This is a genomic window from Aureibacter tunicatorum (assembly GCF_036492635.1).
Taxonomy (GTDB): Bacteria; Bacteroidota; Bacteroidia; order Cytophagales; family Cyclobacteriaceae; genus Aureibacter; species Aureibacter tunicatorum.
In genome coordinates this window covers 3,318,892-3,342,055 of sequence record NZ_AP025305.1, presented here as the reverse complement: position 1 = coordinate 3,342,055, position 23,164 = coordinate 3,318,892, and the positions used below count along the sequence as shown (strand labels likewise).

The following is a 23,164-nucleotide window of genomic DNA, read 5'->3' as shown; positions in this document are numbered from 1 at the left end:
ATTATATCCTTAAAGTTGAGGATTAGGCAATCATTTTTTCGATTGGAAGAACAAGTATGCCTTCAGCTCCATTGGCTTTAAGGCCTTCGATTACTTCCCAGAAATCATCTTCGTTGATAACTGCCTGAACAGAACTCCATCCTTCTGACTTCAACGGAGTGATGGTAGGGCTTTTAACGCCCGGCAAGATTTCAATGATTTGATCTAAAGAATGATTTGGAGCATTAAGCATGATATACTTCTTCGTTTTGCCTTCTTGAACCGCGTCAATTCTAAACAAAAGTTTATTCAATATCGCTTGTTTCTCCGCAGGAAGATCCTTGTGGCCTAAAAGCACCGCTTGAGAATAGAAGATTTCCTCAACTTCCTTAAGACCATTGCTCATAAGCGTGCTTCCTGTGCTTACAATATCGCATATACCTACGGCTAGACCAATACTAGGAGCAATTTCAACCGAACCGCTGATTTCGTGAATGTCGGCGTTGATTCCCTTTTCCTTGAAGTAGTCTTCAAGAATTTTAGGATATGATGTTGCGACACTTTGTCCTTCGAAATATTGCAGGCCAGGATAATCTTTATCTTTTGGAATAGCTAATGAAAGTCTGCATTTAGAGAATCCAAGCTCTTTGACAATATCAGTGTTTTTGTCTTTTTCCACGGCTTCATTCAAACCTACGATTCCCAGATCCGCCACACCGTCAGCTACATAGCCTGGTATGTCATCGTCTCTTAGGAATAAAAACTCGACAGGAAAGTTGGACGCTTTGGCTTTAAGCTTGCCTGTTCCGTTGCTGAATTTGATGCCGCATTCTTTAAGCAATTTGATGGATTCATCGCTGAGTCTGCCTTTCTTTTGAATGGCGATTCTAATAGTAGTCATGGTAAAAAAAGGATGTTTATAGTACAGTATTTTAAATACGAAAGTGTTTCCAATGCTTTTCGGGCATTAGATCATGAGGAATAGAACCTCAGTTGAGTCTAGATAATATGATGCTTAATTCCCCTCAAAGGGAATGATGGAAATGACGCGCGTGTGCATGCGCAGTTGCATTGAGGGGCGATATGTGTGTGTATCTCTTCACTTACACAAATATTTGCAATAAAAGGCTTTCAACCAAGCTTTTTTCTGAAAATATTGGAGAATTTAAAATGATATGCAAGTGCTTATGAAATATATGATAAAATATTATCAAATACGATAAAAAAATGCGTGTAAATGATTCTATTAAGTATGCGGTATCATAGATTGGAATGATACCGCATAGTATTTATTATTTTAATTCATCAAACATTCTGTCGTCCTTAGGTATAGGAAGAGATTCTCTTATGGTTGATTGATCGAAAGTTTTTCTGGCAGCGATTCCTGTTATATCGCTGAGAGCTGTAGCCAGTCTTGCCTCTTCAGGATCGCCTAGTTGGTGCTGAAAATCATCTCTAACTTCAAATAAAGGAATGAACCCATCTCCGTAATCCGTGTTGCCAAGCGCATTGGCGCTCTTGTAGACAATTGGTTGTATTGCCCAATTTTCATCCACATCGTTTTGCAGAGTAATAGAAGCAGTGTATTTGCCTGCTGTCGTTCTGCCTACTAATATTACATTCAAGTATGGAGAAAGGCCATTGATGATTAGTTCGCTAGCTGAAGCTGTGTATCTGTCAGTGATTATGTACAGTCTGCTAAGCTCCAAATTGTTTCTGTTTTGAGAAATAAAATCTTTAAGAGCTTCGGAGTTTTCACCCTCTTCTTGAATGAAATATTCATTGTATCGGTCATTCCATATTTTTTGAGTGAATAAAGCTCCATCGTACATGCTAGGAGCTAACAAGTCCGCGAGCATGTTGGCTGTTTTTACGCTTCCTCCTGAATTATATCTTAGGTCTAGAATGAATTCCGTTACGCCTTGCCCTTTGAAGTCGTCGAATATGTTTTGAAGTTTTTCGTCGAAAGTTTCATGTATAAATGAATTGAATACCAAGTAGCCGATTTTGCGCCCGCCATATTCAATAGTTTTATTTATCAAAAAAGGATCGGATTGCAGCTCTACTCCTGAAATGCTAACTTCTCTTTCCGAAAGAACTAGGCCTTGAGCGTTGACTTGTTGGAGAGTAAGATTCATAGGATCTGTCTCATAAAGCAATTCAATGTAATTGTCTCGATTGATGGTTGAGCCATTGACTTTGACAATTCTTTCACCTCTCTTTATTTCCACTTCGCTGGCAGGGGTATTGGGCTCCACAAAAGCTATTTCCCCGATTATTTCATCCGAGTCGGAAGCTTTTAAATAGGGCAAGATTTGAAATCCGAATGATTTTTCAATGCCTTGAAGCGAGTTTACAAACGTTTGATATTCGTCGGTAATGTATGACCAGCGATCGTCTTCTTTGTATATCAAATGATCGAAAAAGCTTCTGGGGTTTTGAGCTGTGTCCAAATTGCTCAATAAAGGCATTTCAGTTCTCCATAGGTAGACATCATTCATTTGTCCATAAATATTCAAATTGATTGAGTTTCTATTGGCAATTGACTCTTCATCGGAAGGAGTGTTTGGTTGTTGGTTGTCAAGTTCGTTAGTTTGCTCATTGCATGCTTGAAAAATAAACAGTGATAGAATTAGTATTAGTGATAGTGTTTTATTCATATTTGTGCAGTCTAGTGAGTAAGTTATTAGAGATAAATTAAGAGAATTTTTTATTAATTAAAAGGTGTTTTGTTTTATGTGTGATTTTTTCTGTATTTTTTATCGAGTTATAATGAACTTATTATGGATATAGGTTAAATGAGTTTGTAGTAATTTGTTCAAATCATTTTTTATATTAGCACTGCATTATGAAATAAACGCGCATGGATTTTTCAGAATTCACATTAAAGAAAGTGAGTAAAGGCGATATTCTTCAGCGTGAGGGAGACGAAACTTTACGCAGTTATTTTGTTAAAAAGGGTCTGTTGCGTTCATATGTGATTGACGCTAAAGGCAAAGAGCATATTTTTTTGTTGGCGCCTGAGGGATGGATCATTGGAGATGTATATGCGATCAATCACTCTAAGGAAACGAATCTCTTTATTGATGCTCTAGAAGCGTCGGAAGTGCTGGTGATTGATGAAACTATAGACGCATTTTCTAATCAAGAAATTAAAGCAGGCGTGGAAAAATTGCTTAAGAGAATCGGCGTATTGCAGAACCGTATTTTAATGCAGATGAGCTCTTCCGCTTTGGAACGATATGAGCATTTTTTAGAAATGTACCCTGGCTTGACACAACGAGTGCCTCAACGAATGATTGCTTCGTATTTGGGTATCACACCGCAAGCATTGAGTAGAATTCGTAGCAATTCGGCTAAAAAGCTTGAATGACTAGCTATTTATTAACCTAGGTGAATGCGTAAGTGCTGAAGTTATGGGACTTTTGGCATATACTCAATCAAGATAAACATTTAGGTTATGAAAAAAATAATTTTGGCAATGGCATTTTTTGTTGCTGGCTTAATGGTGGCAAATGCTCAAACTATAGTTTCTGAATCTTCCCAAGTAAAGTTTGAAGTCTCCAATATGGGCTTTGGGTCAGTGGATGGAAGCTTTGGGGGGATGAATGGGCAGGTGAGGTTTAGTCCAGATAATTTGGAGAATGCGAGTTTTAACGTATGCGTGGACGCGGCTTCTGTTGATACTGAAAACAATGGCAGAGATAAGCATTTGAAGAAGGAGGATTTTTTTTATGTTGAGAAGTTTCCTGAGATTTGCTTTAGTTCGACTACAGTTGAAAAGTCTGGAGATGGTTATGAAGTTGCCGGTGAGTTGACTATGCTAGGGGTGACAAAACAAGTAACCATTCCATTCGCCTATGATGAAAATACTTTGAACGGAAAATTTACAATCCAACGAAAGGATTTTGATTTAGGTCCCAGTGGAGGTTTTATGGTTGGGAAAACAGTTGATGTGAATATCATTTGCGTGCTGGAGGAAAATAAGTAATCAATGAAGAGAAGAAAGTTCATGGCGAAAATGTCGATGTTGGGCCTTTCAGCTCCATTGATGCCCGCCGCACAATATTTGTCGGATATGAAAACAAGTTTAAAATCAAATGGCAAGGCAATGCCGGCCTTGTTTATCGGCCACGGAAGTCCAACCAACGGCATAGAAAGCAATGAATTTAGCAATTACTGGACAAAACTAGCTGAAGAAATTCCACGGCCAAAAGCTATACTTTGTATTTCTGCGCATTGGTTGACTAGAGGAACTGCTGTCACGGCTATGAAAGAGCCGAAAACGATCCATGATTTTGGCAATTTTTCGCAGGAATTGTATGATGTTCAATATTCAGCTCCGGGAGATCCTGTATTGGCAGGACGGATTAAAACGTATTTGGCTGAGGACTACTCCATTGGAATGGATCATGACTGGGGCATGGACCATGGTTGCTGGACAATAGCTCGTCAAATGTACCCTGATGCTGATATACCTGTTTTGCAGATGAGCATAGATTATCATAAGCCTGCTCAGTACCATTACGAGCTCGGGAAGCAGTTGGCCTATCTTCGAAAAAAAGGAGTATTGATATTGGGGAGTGGAAATATGGTTCATAATCTTCGCAAAGCTGGAGCTCCTAAAGGAATGCCATTGTCGATGAGCAGTATCAATAGCGAGTTTGGCTATGATTGGGCACTGGAAATAGATGAAAAATTCAAAAAGCTGATTTTAAGCAAAGAGCATGAGAGCTTGATCAATTATGAAAAACTAGGAAAAGCTGCCAGATTGGCCATTCCAACTCCCGATCATTATTTTCCTATGCTTTACGCTTTGGCTTTGCAAGGCGATCGTGAAGAAATAGATATTTTCAATGATAAATGCGTGGGAGGGTCTATCTCTATGACATCATTTAGGGTTGGGTAGCGCATTCAACTTCAAAGCCAGCACAAAGAAATAAGGCTGGCTTTGAAGCATTTTGTTAATGATATTTTTCTTTATATTCTTTGATTAGATTGCAAAGTTTTTCGCTTTCCTCATTAAAGCTGGATTTATCGTTCTTATATCGATGATTGATAGGAATTCTGGCCGATTGCACATTGTAGTATTCATAACCTCTGTTGACATATCTTTCGCTTCTTATGGTTTTGTTAAGATCGACAGATATAAATGTATTCCCAGATGATCCGAAACGGGTATATTTTAGGCTGTATATGTCGAATATGTCAAAGTTGTAACTATCGTAATATCCTCCAGAGTTGAAGCTTTCTTTCGCTGAAATGGACGTTTCTCGTCGTGACATGGAGTAATTAGTTACATCATAAGCGGAATAAGTTGAGGTGATTTTGTTAAATATGCTTATGATCTCATTATACATTTGCTGCTTGTTCCTTTTGTCCTCCTCGGCTTGAAGTTTTTCTCGGTACTCTGGAGATTGTTGATAGCTGGCATTTTCTTCGATATCCACAAGCACTTTCGTCAATTGATAAGTTTCATCATCAGTTAGCTTGTCCACACTGTTGGAAAATTTGACTGCTTGCAACTTCCTTTCCTCGTATTTATAGAATATTTCCATTTGCTTTTGAGCCTCCACCCAATTGCGTTGCTTCACAAGATTCATAATGTAAAGGTACTGTAGCTGGATATTTGAGCCATTAAGTTCTTTTTGAGATTTTTTGATGTAGGATATACTGGAGGTATAACTTTTATCTTCAAATAGTTCTTTTGCTTTATAATAATATCCTTGAGCTCTGAATTTTGAAGATTGGGCTTGAGTATTTATAATTATAAATAATATTTGTATAATTAAAATAAGTGTAGTTTTAGTTTTGTTCATGGTAGGTGTAAATTTGTAGTTAATGTTTAGTTTTAATTTTAGCGCTATGAAACTAATGTTATTAAAGTGCTTTTTCAAATATTTTTAGTTGAATTTATAATAATTTAAAGAAAACATGGTTTTGGAAACTTGCCTTATTGTTGGGGTTTGTGTTGAAGGTTTTGTTTAGTGTCTAAATAAAAATTGATATGTCTAATTTTTCATTTTTTTAATTCATAAAAATGAAGCTTATTTGCATTTTTAATTGATGAAATTATAATTATTGTGATCAAGAAATTGTGGTATAGGCTGTTGTTTTGGCTGACAGGAACGAGGCCTTATTTGTGGGCAATGAAGCACTTTTTCCCCTATATAAGATTTTCGCTTTATTACGCATTGCCGGAAAATACAGAATTCCCGCAATGGGGAGCTTTGGAGCATAGAGGCTTTTTAAGGCTGAAACCAGGAGATTTGATTTTCACGATAGATAATCAAAAGTTTTCTTCCAAAGTGATTGGCAGCGCGACCAAGGAGGTAGGAGGCAAATCGCCTTATTTTATGCCGAGCCATATAGCATTGTGCGTGGAGCTTGACACGGAAGCGGAGATATTGGAAATGACGCATTTGGATTATACAGAATCAACTTGGGAAGATGTGGTAAGGCAATCAACACGAACGGTAATCGCCAGATGCAGCGATTGGGATCAAGCTTATGTCAATGACGTTATTATTCCGACAGCCAAATCCTTTAAGGGAAAAAAATACGATGATCGATTTCAAATGGGAGAGGATACTTTGGCTTGTTCCGAGCTTCCTTATTTTGCGGATCAAGAGCGTCGCGCAAAAGTAAACCTAGCCCCGGTTATTGGAGAAACGCCATATATCACTCCTGTAGGTTGGATTTTGGGAGAGAATATCGAGATTGTTTGGGATTCGAATCTGGAGTTTGCTTGATGGGTTTTAATAATGTCTAATAAATATATTTTTCTATAATAAATTTTCATCGCAATGAGTGAGAAAGTTCCTTTGACTTACTATGAAGTGAAAAGTTTGCTAGAGCAACTTGGAAATGGCCTTGATAAAGAGCCGCTGGATTTGGAGGGAGTGGATTTCAATTTGATTAAAGAAAAAGGCGCCAATATTTTATCAAAATTAGCTTTTGAGGGCGCTTTGAATGCCCTTGAGTATGTATTGGGCAAAGGCGCTGACCCAAATCTTTATTCATCAGTATATGATTACTACAAAGGACCGGCTTTGCTGTTTGCTTTGCAAAATAATATATCGAAAGTGGGGGTGAAAAAAAAGATTGTAGAGACTTTGATTTCATACAAAGCCGATGTGAAAAGTGTTGTGGAGTGGTTGGATGATGAGACGGATAGCACTGCTAGCGGATCTTTGATCGATTATGGAATGACTTTAGTTCGTGAGAACATTGAAGTGTATGAGGATGAAGATTATGATGCTCAATCCAGAAAGTCGTCGAAAGAGGAATTGATAGGTTTGCAGAGCATGCTTTCGGTATTAAAAGATTATGGCGCTGATATAAATGATGATATGAAAGAAGAGTATTTGTCTTTCATGAAAAGAGAGTTCGATAGTGCAAAGAAGCATGACCCCAAAGAGTTGTTGCGTAAAGGGATTAAGATCTTGGATGTTGATGAACGAGTCATCCAATTACCTGAGGCAGCCAAGAGCGTATGTTTTGGAATCATGGAGAATGAGAGCTTTATGCCAAGCGCTGAATGGGCGGATTTGTTCGAAAGGCTGGTGAAATGCTCGTTGACTTTTGAGGAAGTTTCGGAGGAGGTGTATGGCGAGGTTGTCGCCTTTGTGGATGATGAAGGCGATTTATGCCAGGGTTGGGATTACTATAATTGGTTTTCGGAATTGGTGGAACTTTTAATGCATGAAGAAGCGATAAAAAATCCAAAATGGATGAGCTTGTTAAGTTTGGTTGTTGATGAGGAGGCTAAATATAATTCCGAGATTGATTTCGAATTTGAGGAGTTGATAGCATTGCCGCATGTGCAAAACCATAAGTCATATGAGCAAATCAAAAAAATAGTGAAAGAATATATTGGATAAACTGATTTATCTCCAACCTAATTTGTCAGTGTCAAACAAGGTGGCCCATTTTCTTTTTGGAAGGCTGAAGTCTTCGCGAATAGGGTTTTCCACAAAAGTGACAACGTCTTTTTCTTCATTGCTTTTCCAAGGAAGATCTTCTTCTCTTCTGAATTCTTTGTTGATGCGAGAAGATCCCTCTTGCGCATTTAGAGCCATACCAAGCATTTTCGCATAGCGAATATACGATGGATGCAATACGTAGTCGCCTTCCTTAAAGGATATGGCAAATTCTTCAATATCATCAAATGAAGAGTCTGAATCTGATTCCGACTCGGCGGAACGCCTCCTCTCATGCGCATGGCTTTGCGTTACTCTAGGTACTGTTTGTTGCACCATGGACATCATAAAGTTGGCAATGGCTCTAGCCCCTTCCAAAGGGCTGTCGACAGATTCTTCAGGTTGGCTCTGAGTTGTCCAATTCGTGGCCATTCCCACTTGATGAATATCCGAAATAGAGTGCGGAAGAAATACAGTCGGGGAAACGCCTCTATTTCTGCGATTGTCGGCTCTGATCAGGCCTTCGCTTTTAAATGAGATGCTTTCATTTTTGTCTTGATTGGACAAGTTATGAGGAACGATCTTAACCGGATAATCTGTCATAGCATTTACTCTGCTTAAAAGGTCTCTCCCTTGATGAACAGACATTAGCTTAGCGTTCATCGCATGCACTTTATCCAAGAAACCTTCGACATGCTCAGAGCGGAGAGCTCCTGTTTTTACCCTGTCTTTATATCTTAGGCCTTGTTTGCCATCAGTAACGCTTCTCCATAATTCTTGAATGCGATCAGCTTCGCCTCTTCCCATTCTCGTAATATCCGGAACCCAAAGCCTAAGGTTATTGGCTCTGATGTATTTGATAATTTGGATGTGGTCTCTTTGAATATCTTCCAAAAGCTCAAGCAATGCTTTTCTATAAAAAACAGCGCCTTCAGGATTGTCAAATTGAGGATACATCACTGGACCTCTTGTGCCTATCATGCTGAATATTTTATCTTCCATTTCTTGCAGTAATGAAAGCATTTGATGAGCGATTTCTTCATTTTGAGGTGGAGCGTAGGCTTGATGAAAGTCATCCATATCTTCTCTACGATATTCCAAGCGGCTGAATGAAAGCGAACCTTCCAGCCTTGAAGAGTTTTGATGCCGAATATTTCTCAGTAGTATATTGTTGTATGTGTATAGCAGTCTTTCTATGGTTTGAAGCTCCAAGTAATTGCCATATCGAAAGACTCTTTGATTTGGATCGGGTTCGAAGGTTTGTTCTTTGAAAGCTTTTGGGGTAATAAGCCTTTGGACGGGAGTTTTTTTGTCAATAAGAGATTGAATGCATTTAGCCTGAATGGATTCGCTACGATGATCGGCTATATAGGCTCCTTTTCTTGGCAAGGAGCGAGCTTTGCTGTTTTTCGAATTGCGAGGATGGAATTCCATTTTAGCCATTTGAAAATCTAACCTTCAATTTGTTATAAAGTTTGTGCTTACATATCGCGTATGCAGTGAATTATTTTAATATGCGATCTAATAGAGGATGAAAGATAGAAGTTTTTGATAATTATGCATTGCCATGTGAAATGCTAAACAGAGCTTTTTCAATCATTAATTTGAAAAATATGAGGGGTTTAAAGGTTCGAAGAAGTTCGAGCATCTAGTTTTTTACCCCAATCGTCCAAGGCTTTTAGTATGGGAATCAAGCTTATTCCCAAGTCCGTTAGCTTGTATTCCACTTTTGGAGGGACAGTAGGGTAAACCGTTCTTGAGATTAAATCGTTTTTTTCAAGACTTCTTACAGTTTCCGAAAATACTTTGTTGGATAGGCCATGAACGTCTTTTTGAAGTGAGCCCGAACGTTTGGGACCTTCGATAAGATGAAATAAGATCAAGCATTTCCATTTTCCTCCAATAAGTTCCAAGGCATGAGCCAGTGGGCAATAAGATTTATTTTTTTCAGTATTCAACATCTATGCAATTAGTTGATAATCAGTAAAGAAACCTATAAGTAACTTAGTAACGTAATGGTTAGGTCTTGATTTTGGTTTTAAATTAATACTTTTTTATCCCAAAGTTATTTTTAGTTATTATTTTTAGACCCCTACTTATGAAGAATTATTTCATGATAATGGCTTTGGCTTTGATGTTTGGATGCAATTGTCCGGCAGAGAAGGATAGCCAACAAACGAATCAAGTTTCCAATCCTTACGCTCCCAAACCTTATGTAGAGATTTCCCATCCCGAGTGGAGCAAAAACGCTTCAATATATGAAGTCAATATCAGGCAGTTTACGCCTGAAGGAACTTTCAAAGCTTTCGAAGAGCATTTGCCAAGGCTTAAGGAATTGGGCGTTGACATTTTATGGTTGATGCCGATTCATCCTATTGGAGAGAAAAATAGAAAAGGAGAAAAAGGAAGTTATTACTCTGTTAAAGATTATTATGCTGTGAATCCTGAGTTTGGATCGATGGATGATTTCAAGCGTTTGGTGAATAAAATTCACGGCATGGGCATGCACGTCATCATAGACTGGGTTGGCAACCACTCAGCTTGGGATAATCCATTAGTGGAAAAGCATCCTGACTGGTATACTAAAGACTCAAAGGGTAATTTTCAGCCAACTCCATGGTATGATTGGTCGGATATTATTGACTTTGATTACGAAAAGCCTGAAGTAAGACAATACATGACCGAGGCTCTTAAGTTTTGGGTGAAAGAAGCGAATATCGATGGATACCGTTGCGATGTGGCTGGGTTCATGCCAACGGACTTTTGGGATCAAGCTAGAATGGAATTGGATGAGATTAAGCCAGTTTTCATGTTGGCGGAATGGGAATCGAGAGATTTGCACAAGAAATCGTTTGACATGACTTATGCGTGGAGCTTGTACAGAGAAATGCATGAAGTCGCTCAAGGCAAAGCTGGTCTTGGTGTTTTGAATGAATATATGGCGCATCATGTGAATACATTCCCAAAAGACGGTATTCGAATGACATTTGTGGATAATCATGACAAGAACTCATGGGAAGGAACGCCTTTCAGCATGTTTGGAGACGCGGTGGAAGTGTGCATGGTCATGGCGACGACTGTGGAAGGAATGCCTTTGATTTACAGCGGGCAAGAAGCCGGCTTGGATAGAAAGTTGGCGTTTTTCGACAAGGATTTGATCGAATGGAAAAAACATCCATATGCTGACTTTTATAAGACCATGCTGGCATTGAAAAAGGAAAATCAAGCTCTTTGGAATGGCAAGTGGGGAGGAAGCATGATAAAAATCGAGAATTCAGCTCCTGAGAAGATGTTGTCATTCACCAGAGAGAAAAACGGCGATCAAATAGTGGTATTGCTTAATTTTTCTGACTCGAAACTTGACGCTACGATAGAAAGCGATTTTCATGAGGGAAGCTATCAAGAGGTGTTTAGCTCAGAGTCTAAGGTTTTTAATGGAAAAGACAAGGTTAAAATGGCTCCTTGGGGCTATAAGGTATTTGTCAAAAGCGGAAAACACAGCTAAATTCAATATATATTTTGCCTTTAATGAGAAAAAGCTGGCTGTAATAGCCAGCTTTTTTGTTTTTATTTGATGACGAGTTTAATCGCTTCGATTTGGTTGGATATCTCCGCAAAGTAAATGCCGCTTGGCAATTCCTCCACAGAGATTTTCGAATTGGATTCATTTACTTCATTTGAAATAACCAATCGGCCTTGTTCATCAAAAATGTTCACAATAATTGTTTTGCCAGAATCAATTCCATCAAGGTATATTATCCCATTTTCAACAGGGTTAGGATAAATTCTCAAGCTATTTTCAGCAGAGTTTTCATTGTCTTTGAATTCGATGGAGGTGTTTTTAGTTCTGCTGCCAGTGTTTTGGAATGTCAATGAAGTCTTGATAGGCTTGTGATCGGAAACGCTGGTGTTAAGTTCTTGATTTTTTAGGTTTGAAGGAGTAGCGGCATATTCGCTTGTAAGTTCATTAGAAATCAAAATATGGTCGATATCATAATAGCTTAAGTCTTGTACCGATCCAGCGGCATGTTCGTAGTCATTGGCTCCGTCGGAATCTTTGTCGTCATAAATACCCCATGTCGATATTTCCCCATAAGCTCCTCCTTGGTCCGCTACATTTAGATCACCGAGCACGATTACATTTGCATTGCGGTAGTTGTTATTCAGTTCATTGACTAAAGTTTGCATGGAGCTTTTTCGTCTGTTAGCACTCCCTGTGCAGCATTTCAAATGAAGGTTGACAAGGTGTATTCTCTGAGTAATGCCATTGATCATAATGTCAGCTTCCATCATAAAAGGCAATCTCCCAGATCCGAATCGAGAATCTCCTGAAGAGATTTCGGATGTTAGCAGTGTCGTGAATGATACATTGCTCGCTTTTGAAGTTTTGTAAACATAAGCTTGCCTTTGGGCAGGGAACGAATTGTAATTGGGGTTCCACCAATAAGAAAAGTATGTGTTGTAGTCGCCTGACCATGTATTTGCATTGTCGAGCGCATTCAGCTTATTTATCAAGTCTGTTAATGCATCGCCGTTTACAGGATCGACGACTATTTCTTGAAGCGCGTAAACTTCAGCATCGATGTTGATTATATCTTCTGCTGCTTTAGTGATTTGGGAATCTCTGCTAATGCTTAAACCTGCCTTGCTCGGCTTTCCAAGCCATTCTATATTGTAAGTGACGATGTCAAGGTATTCGCTTTCAATAGAAAAGCTTTTAACTGTCGAGGAAGTTGTGCTTCTGTCATTATCAGTAGCGGAGACTTGATAATAAATTTTTGTGCCACTTGATTGAGGAGGAATGCTTGTGGAGCTTTTATAGATATCGTTTCCTAAATCGTTCATAACAATGCTGTTGGCAAGCTGACTGCTCGAGTATCCCCAAGATACTTTGGCAGAGCTTACAGATTTATCATCGATGATATTCGCATTGATGTAAACCGCATCAGTATTTGTGATTATGCCTTCAGGCGTGGTGCCGACGCTTGAAATAGTCGGAGCTGCATTTTGAACCTGGGTGTTTGCTGTAATGTAAATATTGTCTATTTCCCATGTCCCCGCAGATGAATTGGAGGAGGTGTATTTGAAAGCGATATGCACGTTTGAGTTTCCAGTGAAATTGCTCAAATCCAATACGCCTGTTGATATGAAAGTCCAGCTGTTGCCGTTGGCTCTTGCAGACATGTTTACTTGTATCCAATTAGCATTGGAAGGATTGCCGCTTCCTGAGTAATTGGTTGAAATCATTACTTTGCAATTGTTGGCGACATTGTTTTCGTAGTTGATTGCTTCGTCAAATGATAGTTCCACATTCGAAAAGTTGGAAAGATCTAATTTTGGAGAGATCAACCAGTCTTCATTTTTGCGGGATCTGCTGGAGTATCCGCTCATTTTCGCACTTGGAGCGGGTTGTCCGTAGCTGGTGGTTCCCCATTTGGCACTGCCGGAAAAACTGTATTGATCCATTCCTCCTAAGCCACTGTGGAACCCTTCATTGACAAGCACGGTTGTTTGAGCTTGAACGGTAAAGGAAACAACAGCAAAAGCAATGAAAAGTATTGAGTGAAAATGCTTCTTCATTTTTATGTTTTTTTGTTGAAAGAAGCAAAAATATTTATTCCATTAGTTCTACTAGTTATTGAAGCGTAAAGCGTTGATTAAGTGGTTTTATGAAATAATTAACTGAATTTTTTAAGTTTGAATAAGATAGGTTAATGTTTGATTAGTTATGTGTTTATTGATTGGGTTATTCTGATAGTTTAGAAATAAAAAGGAATTTTTTGATCAATGTCATGCATGATATTATACACTTTTTTACCAAGTATTTCTTTTTGAATTTCTTTGGATTTTTTTTCCAACTGCATATAATTCTGTGTTTTGTTTAATTCATTAAAATTGACTGGACGGGTTGTAATTTGTCGAGCACCGAAAGCCAAGCCAAGCATAAATGTCAAGCTGCATGCGAATCGTTTTAGGTTTTGTACTCGAATAGGCAGGCTGATGATGGATATATTGATGAAAATTACGGCGCAAATAATCAGAAATAGATCGTAATTATTCCACCACCATATGTTCCCAAATCCTCCAATATACATTTCATTTGGGAAGAATAATCTCACGCCTCCCCAAGCTCCCCAAGGCGTAGGCATGTCCTCGATTGCATGTACTAACATGCCGCTCAAAAAAGAAAGCGCCATCCAGCTGTTTCTTCGGGTATTCTCAATGGAATGTTTTTTAAAAAACGAGATGATAGCCAAGAAAAACAATGTAAATAATATCGATGCCAGAATGGAATGAGTGAAGCCATGATGCGAGTACCAAAACTTACCTACATAAATACTCTTGCCGGATGCTGTTAAGCCCAGAGCCTTGCCAATGGTTTGATCGAATTTTGACCACATGGACACAGCGTCAATATCGGGTATGGCACCTCCTAATCCTCCCGCTAGTATTATGCTGGCTTTTTCTTTCCAATTATTCTTTCCATAAGAAGCAATGACTGTTCCACAAGCTATTCCCGAAAAGGCATGCGATAGTATGTCCATGTTTATTAGTTATCTTGAATTTGCAATGATGAAATTATGAAAAAAGGAGCTTAATAAGTAGCATCATTTCATGAAAAAGTATTTATGGCAAATATTTTTGTGAAGGAAACTTGAAGCGTATTATCCCAAGATAAGATCTAACTAATGAGGTAGGCCAGGTACGATTTCTCCGAATTTGAACCCCATGTCTTTGTTGAGGGAATAAATATAGGAAAAGGCTTCTTGCATGAATGGCGGGATGGAATAATGGTCTTGGAGCACTTGAGCGCTTCTCAATTCAAATATTGGAACGCCAGAGTGAAACTCCGGATGGGCATCAGTTTTACTACCCCATTCTCCCAGTGATTCTAGCTCTTCGGCCACTTGTGGATTTGGAAAATGTTTTGTGGTGAGATAGTCAGTACCGTTTAGCATGCCCATAAGCCATTTCTCCCGTGTAAGGCAATTGAGCATGTGTTTGTCAGCTACGTTGTCCATTTTCAAATATATCCCTCCTTCGAACACTGGCTCCGATAATTTCATATTCAGCATTTTTTCCAATTGACTCCAGTATCGCAACCATAGTTTGCCATGGTCATCTCGCAGTTCTTCAAGGTCGTCGGGATGAAGCATGTTAATGACTGTCGCGAAGTCTGTTCTTGAAATCAACGAGGCTATGGCTTTTGGGTAGGTCAATAGTCCGTATTTGCCTTTGAGCAGATAATTGAGCAGTATCATCGTAACAGCATACAAGCTTTCTCTGCTTTTGAAAAAATTGATTTCACAGGTGTCGAATTCGAGGCTTGCTTGCTCAATCATTTCTTCAGCATATTGCATCGCAATGTCAAATCTTTGGCCGCTTCTCACACTATGTTCGCTTTGATGGGCAAGCTGTCTGCGTCCTCTTTCTCGTCTTATTTTGAGCTGTTTTTCCTCGCCCTCTTGCTGAGTGCCCAAATCTTCAAAAAGAGATATGACACTTCCGAAAGTCATGCCCATAGTAACTTGAGGCTTGATATGCGGAGGTCCGCTTACAACTATTTGCGTGGACTGTCCTGTGATCGTTCCTACTCCTGAGAATTTTTCCACAGGCAGATGAGCTTCGTCAAAGGGTTCCAATGAAGAGAAGAATTCGTTGAGCAGTTTTGCTGTATGTTTTAATTCTCTAAAGCCATCTTCATTTTCCTCAAAGGCTTTGGTTGCGATTTCCAAGTCGGATCTGTCATCTTTGGTTTCATCCGCTTTAAGCTCGAAGAATTCGTTTTTCAGAAGCTGTTCGTTTTTTTTCAGTGAAACCTTATGAGGTTTTCCTTCCGTGTTGTTTTCTTCTTTGAGCGTTTCCCAATTTCCGACTTCAAATTCGAAACCGATTTTGGCTTGCAAAGGCATTTGATCGAGGCCTTTTCGAGAAGAAGCTTTCTGGATAAATGGCTTCGTTTTGGAAATCGCAGAATACAAACTCACATAGCCATAACTAACGCATTGATGCAAAGGTTGGATATGTAGAGAAGCGAGGAGTGGAGGAGTTGAAAGACAAGTGGATTCGCTGTGATGGAAAGTATGAAATAATTAATCTTGAGCTTTGAGCACGCTTCTAAGTTCTTTCAGGCAGGCTATAAGGTATTTTTCCACACTGCTTACGGATACTCCCAATATTTCACTGATTTGGATATAACTCATTTGCTCGAATCTGTGCAGAGTAAATGCTGTCGAAGCTTTTTCAGGGAGGTTTTTCAAGGCTTTGTTTATTTTAGCATTTAGCTCTCCTTGAAGAATAGCGTCGTCAGTGTTCGTATTGTCAGCAATGGTCATGGCTTCATCCAGCATGCCTAATATTCCTGATCTTTTAGAATGGCTTTGCATCATGTCAATGGATTTATTTCTTACCATTTTATACAAATAAGCCCTTACATTTTCAGGCGTTTCGATGAGCTCTCTTTTTTCCCAAATTTTTAACCATACATCCGTGACACAATCTTCTGAAAGATATTTGTTGTTGCAATATCTCCATGCGAATTGGCAAAGCTTTTCATAATGTCTTGTGAAAAGCGTATCGAAAGCCGTATATGCATTTTCATCATTTTTAAGCATTTCGAAAAGCCTTTGATCATCAATTTCAGTCATCTTTATAGTGTTTAGTTCTAGCGGTAGTCAAATGTATTCATGGAGGGTTATTTCAAAATTATTCCATTCTTAAGTTTATGATTTTTTAAATATGAAAATTTGATGGTGTGATTGGCTTTGCGGACTTTCAGAACTTTGAGTGATACTTTATTGACTGTTATGTGTTTCAATTTGATTGAAAAGCTGTTGGATTCAGCTGAAACACCCTGTTTAAGTCACTTTTGGGAAATGAACGGATAACAAATGCTTAATGAAAAGTCATTGAGGTAGGCTTGAGGTTTTTCTGTCATAGATATGAATACTTAATGAAAGATGGAAGACAAGGATTATTTGCTTTTGATGGAATTTGCCAGAGGGAGCTTGACTTCTGAAGAGCGCCAAAAAGTGGAGGAAAGGTTGCTTGAGGAAGAAGAGCTGAGAGAAACTCTGAGTATTATAATGGAAATGGAGAACCAATCGGATATGTTGAATGTTCCGAAGTTCAACTTGGCGACAGGAAGATCGAAGTTGGCTGAGAAAATGTATGAAATGGAAAAAGTGGCCGAGTCGACGGAATTGAGCAAAATTGTCGAACAGGAAACGAATTCAAGGCCAATAAGAATGAATCGACGATGGATTGCCGTGGCAGCGTCATTTGCCTTGCTTTTGATGGCTTCTATTGGAGGTTATTTGCAATATTCTCAAGAAGAAAAGTTATGGAATACGATTGCTGTAGAGCTTGGCGAAAAGCGAGAAGTGATTCTTGAGGATGGCAGCAAGGTGGTTTTGAATTCTGGGAGCAAGTTGAAATATCCATTGGCATTCAATAAAGGCCATCGAGAAGTCTATTTGGAGGGAGAAGCATTTTTTGATGTGGAGAGCGATTCGACAAGGCCTTTTTTAGTGCATACAGCGCATGTGGTGGGGAGAGTTCTTGGGACGAGTTTCAATATCAGAGCTTTTGGAGATGAAAAAACCTTCAAGGCTTCATTGGTAAGCGGAAGGCTTAACCTTGAGTATGGTAAAGAAAAACCAGTGATACTGAAGCCTGAGGAAGAGTATGTTCTGGATATTGATAAATCTTCATTTGAAGTGAGGAATTTCAAAGCCAAGGAGGTATGCCAATGGAAAGACAATGTTTTGCTTTTTAGTCATAAATCGGTTCATGAGGTTTTTGCTGAGTTGGAGAGATGGTATGGAGTCGAGGTTATTGGCGCGAGGCAATTTGACAGATCGATGACCATCAACGCAAGTTTTAAAAACGAGTCTGTCGATCAGGTGATGGAAGGCTTGGCCTTTGTGTTGGATTTCGAATATGAAATCGAGGACGGATATGTGCGCATCCAAAAAGGCACGCTCGAAAAATAAGAAATCAAAAGCCTCTTTAAAGCATGTTGGAGCATGGCTTTGAGGCTTTCGAAATATTCTATACAACCATAAATTTTATAAATTATTATGAAAATTAAAACAATGGCCGCCATTTTATTTGGCGTAACGGCTTCGTATGCCTGCTATCCAGCGGCGGCCAATGGTGTCGGTGGCGAAAAGCAAGAGCTCTCAAGTTCGGAAAACTTAACGCTTCATGTGGAAAGCAAGAGCTTGATGGAGGTTTTTGGCATATTGGAGCAACGAGCGGGAGTAAAGTTCGGTTTTGTTGATGGCGATTTTGATATTACCCAACAGGTAAGCGTCAGGGTTGACAATGCCGATTTGGATGAAGTGTTGGACCAGCTTTCCGATCAAGCGAATTTGGAGTTTATGAAAACGGGCAAAAGCGTGATGGTCAAAAGTCGTAAGACGAAAGCATCTTCCACCAAAGCTGATCGTTTTTCTCGAGAGCAAAAGGGTGTAGAGGATATTAGATCTGCTCAAACTCAAGAAAAGCAAGTGCTTTCAGGTAAAGTCAAGGATAGTACAGGAGAGTCGATTCCGGGGATTAACATCGTGGTGAAAGGAACTTCTCGCGGGACGATGACTGATTTTGAAGGAAACTTTACTTTGAAAGTAGATGAAGGTGACGCGATATTAGTGGTTTCAGGCGTAGGTTTTCAAACACAAGAGATCGCTATTGGAAATAGAAGCACTTTTGACATCGTATTGCAGGCGGATGTTCAACAATTATCAGAAGTAGTTGTGATCGGTTACGGAAGTGTGCAGAAAAGCGATTTGACCGGGGCTGTTTCTGTGATGGATAATATCGAAGAAATTCAAAAAAGGCCTACAAGCAATGTGCTGGAGGCAATGCAAGGAAATGTAGCGGGTGTTACCATTGTCAGTGAGGGAGGAGATCCCATGGCTAATCCCTCGGTGAGAATTCGCGGTATCGGAACATTGAATAGCGAACAACCTCTTTGGGTAGTTGATGGAGTGCCTTATGATGGCCCTCCTATTAATGCGAATGATATTGAAAGCATATCGGTCTTGAAAGACGCGGCCTCTGCGGCTATTTACGGATCTCAAGCCGGCTCGGGGGTGATTATGGTGACAACCAAGAAAGGATTCGAAGGAAAGACCAGCTTCAACGCGAATTTTTATACTGGCGTGCAACAAGCATGGAAGAAGCCTAAGGCATTGAATGCTGCGCAACAAGCTGAAGCTTACAATACCGCGGCTGATAATTCAGGGTCGCCTAGAAATCCTGCCTATGACGCAGCCAATTATCCTTATGGTCAAGTAACCAGAACTGATTGGGTTGATGAAATTTTCCGCAATGGAAAAGTATACAATTTTGATGTAAATATGAGTGGCGGTGGAGCGAAAAACAAGTTTTTCACATCGTTTGGGATTAACAAAAGAGAGGGAACCTTGATCAATACCAATTCTGAACGCTATAGCTTCAGAATGAATTTGGATCATGAAATCAACGATGTTTTCAAGTTCGGAGAAAATGTGTCGGCAATATACACAGATGGAAATGGAGCGGATACGGACAATGGATATGAGGGAGCTATCATTAGCGCGATTTATTTCCCGGCAAGCGCGCCTGTGTATGATGAAAATGGCAACTATGCCGGTGTGGCGCCTGAAGGATCGCCTTACACAGGAGCATATGGAGATGTGAGAAACCCAGTTGCCTTGTTGGAAAGACTTGATATCAAACAACCGGAAGTGAATTTGCTTGGAAATGTTTATTTGGAAGCAAAACCTTTGGAAGGCTTGAAGTTTAGAACATCCGTTTCATTGAATTACAATAGAAAGGATTTTACGGAATTCAGACCCAAGGTCACCGAGCCGGGCAAGCCGCTTAATGAGAACTATTTGATTATGGAAAAATCGAATTGGGACAAATGGCTATGGGAAAATACCATGGCTTACGACAAGAGCTTTAACGGTCATCATTTCAATACATTGTTGGGTTACACAGTTCAAAAACAGCAAAGCTATTGGTTGAGAAATGAAGGAAGAGGCTTTGCTTCTGAAGAAGAGTCTCAACGTTATATGTCAAATGCTACGAGTTATCAAAAGCCGCTTGATGAGACGAGAGCTTCGTCGATGAGCTCTTGGCTGGGCAGGCTTTCTTATGATTATAAAGGAAAATATTTGATGACTTTGAATTTCAGATATGACGCCAGTTCAAAGTTGGACCCTAAGAATCGAGGAGAGTTGTTCCCGGCAATATCTGGAGCGTGGAAAGTTAGCGAAGAAGAGTTTATGCAGTCTGTTGGTATGATTTCCAGTTTGAAACTAAGAGGTAGCTGGGGTAGAATAGGAAATGTTTATTCTTTGGATGAAAATACCATTTACAACATTTACGAGCCCACAGGCAGAGCTTTGATCGGAGGCACGCCGACTTGGAATGATGGAGTCGCTATAGCACGTCCGTCTAATCCGGATATTCAATGGGAAATTTCAGAGCAAACCAACTTTGGAGTTGACTTGGAGATGTTTGACAATAGGTTGTATTTCGTAGGAGACTATTTTATCAAAGATACTAAGAGAATGATCATGCAGGTTGACTTGCAAGGCCATGAAGGTTATTCAAGCCCTGTAAATGAGAATTTGGGAAGTGTGAGAAATCAAGGCTTGGAGTTGACATTGGGCTATAGAAATTCGGATCATGCTATTGGATATAATATTTCTGGTAATGTGGCGATGATTCAAAACGAAGTAACTCAACTTGAAAATGATGTTATTCATAACGATGCTGTAAGAGGCCAGTTAAGACCATTCAGAACAACAGAAGGAGAGCCGATATACTCTTATCATTTAATAGAGTCGGATGGAATATTCAAGACAGACGCAGAAGCTGAGTCATATGTGAATGCGGATGGTACTCGAATTCAGCCTAATGCAAAAGCGGGTGATTTGAAATTTATTGACGCGAATGGGGATGGCAAGATCAGCGATGAAGATAGAGTGTATTTGGGAAGCGCTTTTCCAAAGCTGACATACGGGGCGAATATTACTTTGACTTATAAGGGCTTTGATTTGGGCATGTTTTTCCAAGGAGTCGAAGGAGTGAAACTTTTCAACGGATTCAAATATTCTACGCAAAACGCAGCTTTGCAAGGGTATAATTTGAGCGATGAAGCATTGAATGCTTGGTCGCCGGAAAATCCCGACAGCGATATTCCTAGATTGCAAACCAAAGATCCCAACAATAATTTTGGAACGAATTCGGACTGGTATCTGGAAGACGGGTCTTACCTAAGATTGAAAAACTTGACATTTGGATACACATTGCCGGAGAGAATTGTTGGGAAAGTTGGCTTGAGCAAGCTTAGAGTGTATTTCACGGGCAATAATCTTTTGACGTTCACAAAATATTCGGGCATCGATCCTGAGATCGGCGGTAATGGTATGGATCAAGGAAAGTATCCAGTGTCAAGAGTGTATACATTTGGATTGAATTTAAGTTTCTAAGGAGTTCTTGGAAAAAGATATTTACTAAAATCATAAGGAGCGTCCTGTCATGAATGAATAAAGTCGCTCCTTGAATAAAGTTAAGTCTCTATAAAGCGAGGCTTGTTTAAAAAGATTGTAAAATATTGTATTGATAAAAAAATGAGAAAGTCACTGTTGATCACCATGCTCTTGTCATTCGCGCTTTTTTCTTGCGATGACGAGTTTTACGAGATCAAGCCGAAAGGCAAGACGGAATCTTCCAATTTCTGGATGACAGCCCAAGATGCGATAGCCGCTTCGAATAGTCTTTATGAATATCAAACGCATAATCACATGTATGGAAGAGGTTTCTTCTGGTATGTTTGCGCGTCTGATGACATGATTGTGGGTAGAGATAAGGCTCAGTCTATCTTGATGAAAGATTTTACATGCACGGGAGACGAGCCTTACACCAAAGGAATTTGGAATATGCATTATCAGGTAATTCGAAGAGCCAATGAAATTATTCTCAATGTGCCAACCATAGAGATGGATGAAGCATTGAAAAATAGAATATTGGGTGAAGCATATTTTATGAGCGGATTGATGTATTTTCAAATCGCTTATAGATATGGCGATCAAAATGCTGGTATACCGATTTTGAATATTGAAAATCCAGAGGAAAATAGCGAGTTGACCAGACCTGCGAATGTGGGTGAAAACTATGCTTACATTGAAGATTTATTTGAAAAAGCGGCTGAATTGCTCCCTGCATTTGATCAATTATCTGAATCTGACAGGGGAAGAGCGCACAGGCATGCCGCTAATGCTTACTTGGCTAAAACGTATGTTTTTCACGCGCAATATGATGATCAGTATTGGGCAAAAGCCGTGGAAGCTGCCGATCGAGTGATTAATTCAGGAAACCATGCTTTGGTGAATACAGGCAATCCTGATCATGATTTCAAGTCCGTGTTTTTTATAGAAAACAATTGGAGCTCGGAATACTTGTGGTCGGTGGTTTCGAGTACAGAGGCAGGTTCGATCTTGCCGGGAGTTATGCTTGAGAATACAGGCTGGGGCAAGTACAATGGATGGGGATATTTTCATCCTACATTGGAGTTGTATGAGTCCTTTGAAGAAGGCGATAAGAGAAGAGAAGCTACTATTCTTAAGTTTGGCGATGAGTTTACTTACTTTGGAGAGGAAAGACAGTATTTCTCTGTTAATAATAGAACCGGCTTTCAGTTCAATAAATACATGGAGCCATACAGTTATCCCGGAGGAATTCACCTAAATCCTAATGACCCTTCCACGGATTTGAATGTTCCATTGATGAGATATGCCGAAGTATTGTTGCTTAAGTCTGAAGCTTTGATTCAACAAGGATTGAACGGAGACGAGCCACTGAATCAAGTTAGACAAAGAGCAGGGTTGGAGCCGATTTCTGGAGCGACATTGGAGCAGTTGAAAAATGAGCGTAGATGCGAATTGGCGGGAGAATGGTCGGATCGCCATTTTGACTTGGTAAGATGGGGAGATGCTAAAGAGGCTTACCATAAGCCATTGCACGGAAGGGTTCATCAAGATTTGACAGATCCTAACTCGCCTTATGAGGTGAAAGAAGTTTGGCAAGCGCGCACGAATTTCGATCCTAATGTGCATCACGTATGGCCTATTCCTCCGCATGAGATTGCCAATAGCAATGGCAAGATCGCTCAAAATTCAGGTTGGTAATTATGAAAATATAGCCACTTAGCTAAAGAGGCTGGATAAACATATTTGGGTAGAAAATAGAAAATCACTACACGG

At 39.6% G+C, this 23,164-nt stretch carries 18 protein-coding genes; 9 read left to right on the top strand and 9 right to left on the bottom strand.

Annotation, left to right across the window (positions count from 1 at the left end; all coding sequences use genetic code 11):
- Positions 1-22: 22 nt before the first annotated feature.
- Together hisG and AABK36_RS14125 are read right to left on the bottom strand one after the other, a co-directional pair.
- Positions 23-880: an ATP phosphoribosyltransferase gene (gene hisG / locus AABK36_RS14130; protein ID WP_309938255.1), complete on the bottom strand. Its 858-nt coding sequence runs from the start codon at positions 878-880 to the stop codon at positions 23-25.
- A gap of 391 nt (positions 881-1,271) precedes the next feature.
- A complete protein-coding gene (locus AABK36_RS14125) occupies positions 1,272-2,639 on the bottom strand; it encodes a S41 family peptidase (RefSeq protein ID WP_309938256.1) in 1,368 nt (455 codons plus the stop codon).
- A 203-nt stretch (positions 2,640-2,842) separates the two neighbouring features.
- On the opposite strand from AABK36_RS14125, the gene AABK36_RS14120 reads away from it, so the two are divergent.
- From AABK36_RS14120 to ygiD, 3 genes are all read left to right on the top strand, one after another.
- The gene (locus AABK36_RS14120) at positions 2,843-3,352 is read left to right on the top strand and encodes a Crp/Fnr family transcriptional regulator (protein WP_309938257.1); all 510 of its coding nucleotides are present in this window, start codon (positions 2,843-2,845) and stop codon (positions 3,350-3,352) included.
- 87 nt (positions 3,353-3,439) lie between these two features.
- Entirely contained in the window at positions 3,440-3,970 is a 531-nt protein-coding gene (locus AABK36_RS14115; RefSeq protein WP_309938258.1) for a YceI family protein, read from the top strand.
- 3 nt (positions 3,971-3,973) lie between these two features.
- Positions 3,974-4,888 carry a 4,5-DOPA-extradiol-dioxygenase gene (gene ygiD, locus AABK36_RS14110; RefSeq protein ID WP_309938259.1) on the top strand — a complete coding sequence of 305 codons (915 nt, stop codon included), beginning with the start codon at positions 3,974-3,976 and terminating at the stop codon, positions 4,886-4,888.
- Between the two features lie 55 nt (positions 4,889-4,943).
- Here ygiD and AABK36_RS14105 read toward each other — a convergent pair whose 3' ends face one another.
- Entirely contained in the window at positions 4,944-5,798 is an 855-nt protein-coding gene (locus AABK36_RS14105; protein ID WP_309938260.1) for a hypothetical protein, read from the bottom strand.
- Positions 5,799-6,062: 264 nt separating this feature from the next.
- Between AABK36_RS14105 and AABK36_RS14100 the strand changes: the two genes are divergently transcribed.
- Complete coding sequence (locus tag AABK36_RS14100) at positions 6,063-6,731, top strand: hypothetical protein (protein ID WP_309938261.1); 669 nt, start codon at positions 6,063-6,065, stop codon at positions 6,729-6,731.
- Between the two features lie 54 nt (positions 6,732-6,785).
- Positions 6,786-7,862, top strand: coding sequence for a hypothetical protein (locus tag AABK36_RS14095; RefSeq protein WP_309938262.1), 1,077 nt, complete (start codon positions 6,786-6,788; stop codon positions 7,860-7,862).
- 6 nt (positions 7,863-7,868) lie between these two features.
- Here the strand turns inward: AABK36_RS14095 and AABK36_RS14090 are convergent, their stop codons facing one another.
- A complete protein-coding gene (locus AABK36_RS14090; protein WP_309938263.1) occupies positions 7,869-9,335 on the bottom strand; it encodes a hypothetical protein in 1,467 nt (488 codons plus the stop codon).
- Positions 9,336-9,523: 188 nt separating this feature from the next.
- The gene (locus tag AABK36_RS14085; protein ID WP_309938264.1) at positions 9,524-9,862 is read right to left on the bottom strand and encodes a winged helix-turn-helix transcriptional regulator; all 339 of its coding nucleotides are present in this window, start codon (positions 9,860-9,862) and stop codon (positions 9,524-9,526) included.
- 137 nt (positions 9,863-9,999) lie between these two features.
- Between AABK36_RS14085 and AABK36_RS14080 the strand changes: the two genes are divergently transcribed.
- On the top strand, positions 10,000-11,406 hold the full coding sequence (locus AABK36_RS14080; RefSeq protein ID WP_309938265.1) for an alpha-amylase family glycosyl hydrolase: 1,407 nt from the start codon (positions 10,000-10,002) through the stop codon (positions 11,404-11,406).
- 62 nt (positions 11,407-11,468) lie between these two features.
- Here AABK36_RS14080 and AABK36_RS14075 read toward each other — a convergent pair whose 3' ends face one another.
- The 4 genes from AABK36_RS14075 to AABK36_RS14060 form a co-directional block, all read right to left on the bottom strand.
- Positions 11,469-13,481, bottom strand: a complete 2,013-nt coding sequence (locus tag AABK36_RS14075; protein WP_309938266.1) for a T9SS-dependent choice-of-anchor J family protein — start codon at positions 13,479-13,481, stop codon at positions 11,469-11,471.
- A gap of 179 nt (positions 13,482-13,660) precedes the next feature.
- Complete coding sequence (locus tag AABK36_RS14070) at positions 13,661-14,446, bottom strand: metal-dependent hydrolase (RefSeq protein ID WP_309938268.1); 786 nt, start codon at positions 14,444-14,446, stop codon at positions 13,661-13,663.
- A 141-nt stretch (positions 14,447-14,587) separates the two neighbouring features.
- Positions 14,588-15,916 carry a hypothetical protein gene (locus AABK36_RS14065; RefSeq protein ID WP_309938269.1) on the bottom strand — a complete coding sequence of 443 codons (1,329 nt, stop codon included), beginning with the start codon at positions 15,914-15,916 and terminating at the stop codon, positions 14,588-14,590.
- Between the two features lie 78 nt (positions 15,917-15,994).
- Positions 15,995-16,549: an RNA polymerase sigma factor gene (locus AABK36_RS14060; protein WP_309938270.1), complete on the bottom strand. Its 555-nt coding sequence runs from the start codon at positions 16,547-16,549 to the stop codon at positions 15,995-15,997.
- 312 nt (positions 16,550-16,861) lie between these two features.
- Here AABK36_RS14060 and AABK36_RS14055 point away from each other — a divergent pair, with 312 nt between their 5' ends.
- The 3 genes from AABK36_RS14055 to AABK36_RS14045 all read left to right on the top strand — a co-directional run bounded on the left by AABK36_RS14055 (position 16,862) and on the right by AABK36_RS14045 (position 23,089).
- A complete protein-coding gene (locus AABK36_RS14055; RefSeq protein WP_309938271.1) occupies positions 16,862-17,896 on the top strand; it encodes a FecR family protein in 1,035 nt (344 codons plus the stop codon).
- A gap of 87 nt (positions 17,897-17,983) precedes the next feature.
- Positions 17,984-21,391, top strand: coding sequence for a SusC/RagA family TonB-linked outer membrane protein (locus AABK36_RS14050; RefSeq protein ID WP_309938272.1), 3,408 nt, complete (start codon positions 17,984-17,986; stop codon positions 21,389-21,391).
- Positions 21,392-21,532: 141 nt separating this feature from the next.
- Positions 21,533-23,089 carry a RagB/SusD family nutrient uptake outer membrane protein gene (locus AABK36_RS14045; RefSeq protein ID WP_309938273.1) on the top strand — a complete coding sequence of 519 codons (1,557 nt, stop codon included), beginning with the start codon at positions 21,533-21,535 and terminating at the stop codon, positions 23,087-23,089.
- The last annotated feature ends 75 nt before the right edge of the window (positions 23,090-23,164 follow it).

Bases quoted from the DNA above. Each gene is read 5' to 3' on its own strand.
- AABK36_RS14075 (WP_309938266.1), bottom strand. From the start codon at position 13,481: ATGAAGAAGCATTTTCACTCAATACTTTTCATTGCTTTTGCTGTTGTT.
- AABK36_RS14085 (WP_309938264.1), bottom strand. From the start codon at position 9,862: ATGTTGAATACTGAAAAAAATAAATCTTATTGCCCACTGGCTCATGCC.
- hisG (WP_309938255.1), bottom strand. From the start codon at position 880: ATGACTACTATTAGAATCGCCATTCAAAAGAAAGGCAGACTCAGCGAT.
- AABK36_RS14070 (WP_309938268.1), bottom strand. From the start codon at position 14,446: ATGGACATACTATCGCATGCCTTTTCGGGAATAGCTTGTGGAACAGTC.
- AABK36_RS14120 (WP_309938257.1), top strand. From the start codon at position 2,843: ATGGATTTTTCAGAATTCACATTAAAGAAAGTGAGTAAAGGCGATATT.
- AABK36_RS14045 (WP_309938273.1), top strand. From the start codon at position 21,533: ATGAGAAAGTCACTGTTGATCACCATGCTCTTGTCATTCGCGCTTTTT.
- AABK36_RS14090 (WP_309938263.1), bottom strand. From the start codon at position 9,335: ATGGAATTCCATCCTCGCAATTCGAAAAACAGCAAAGCTCGCTCCTTG.
- AABK36_RS14115 (WP_309938258.1), top strand. From the start codon at position 3,440: ATGAAAAAAATAATTTTGGCAATGGCATTTTTTGTTGCTGGCTTAATG.
- AABK36_RS14095 (WP_309938262.1), top strand. From the start codon at position 6,786: ATGAGTGAGAAAGTTCCTTTGACTTACTATGAAGTGAAAAGTTTGCTA.
- AABK36_RS14055 (WP_309938271.1), top strand. From the start codon at position 16,862: ATGGAAGACAAGGATTATTTGCTTTTGATGGAATTTGCCAGAGGGAGC.
- AABK36_RS14105 (WP_309938260.1), bottom strand. From the start codon at position 5,798: ATGAACAAAACTAAAACTACACTTATTTTAATTATACAAATATTATTT.
- ygiD (WP_309938259.1), top strand. From the start codon at position 3,974: ATGAAGAGAAGAAAGTTCATGGCGAAAATGTCGATGTTGGGCCTTTCA.
- AABK36_RS14050 (WP_309938272.1), top strand. From the start codon at position 17,984: ATGAAAATTAAAACAATGGCCGCCATTTTATTTGGCGTAACGGCTTCG.
- AABK36_RS14060 (WP_309938270.1), bottom strand. From the start codon at position 16,549: ATGACTGAAATTGATGATCAAAGGCTTTTCGAAATGCTTAAAAATGAT.
- AABK36_RS14125 (WP_309938256.1), bottom strand. From the start codon at position 2,639: ATGAATAAAACACTATCACTAATACTAATTCTATCACTGTTTATTTTT.
- AABK36_RS14080 (WP_309938265.1), top strand. From the start codon at position 10,000: ATGAAGAATTATTTCATGATAATGGCTTTGGCTTTGATGTTTGGATGC.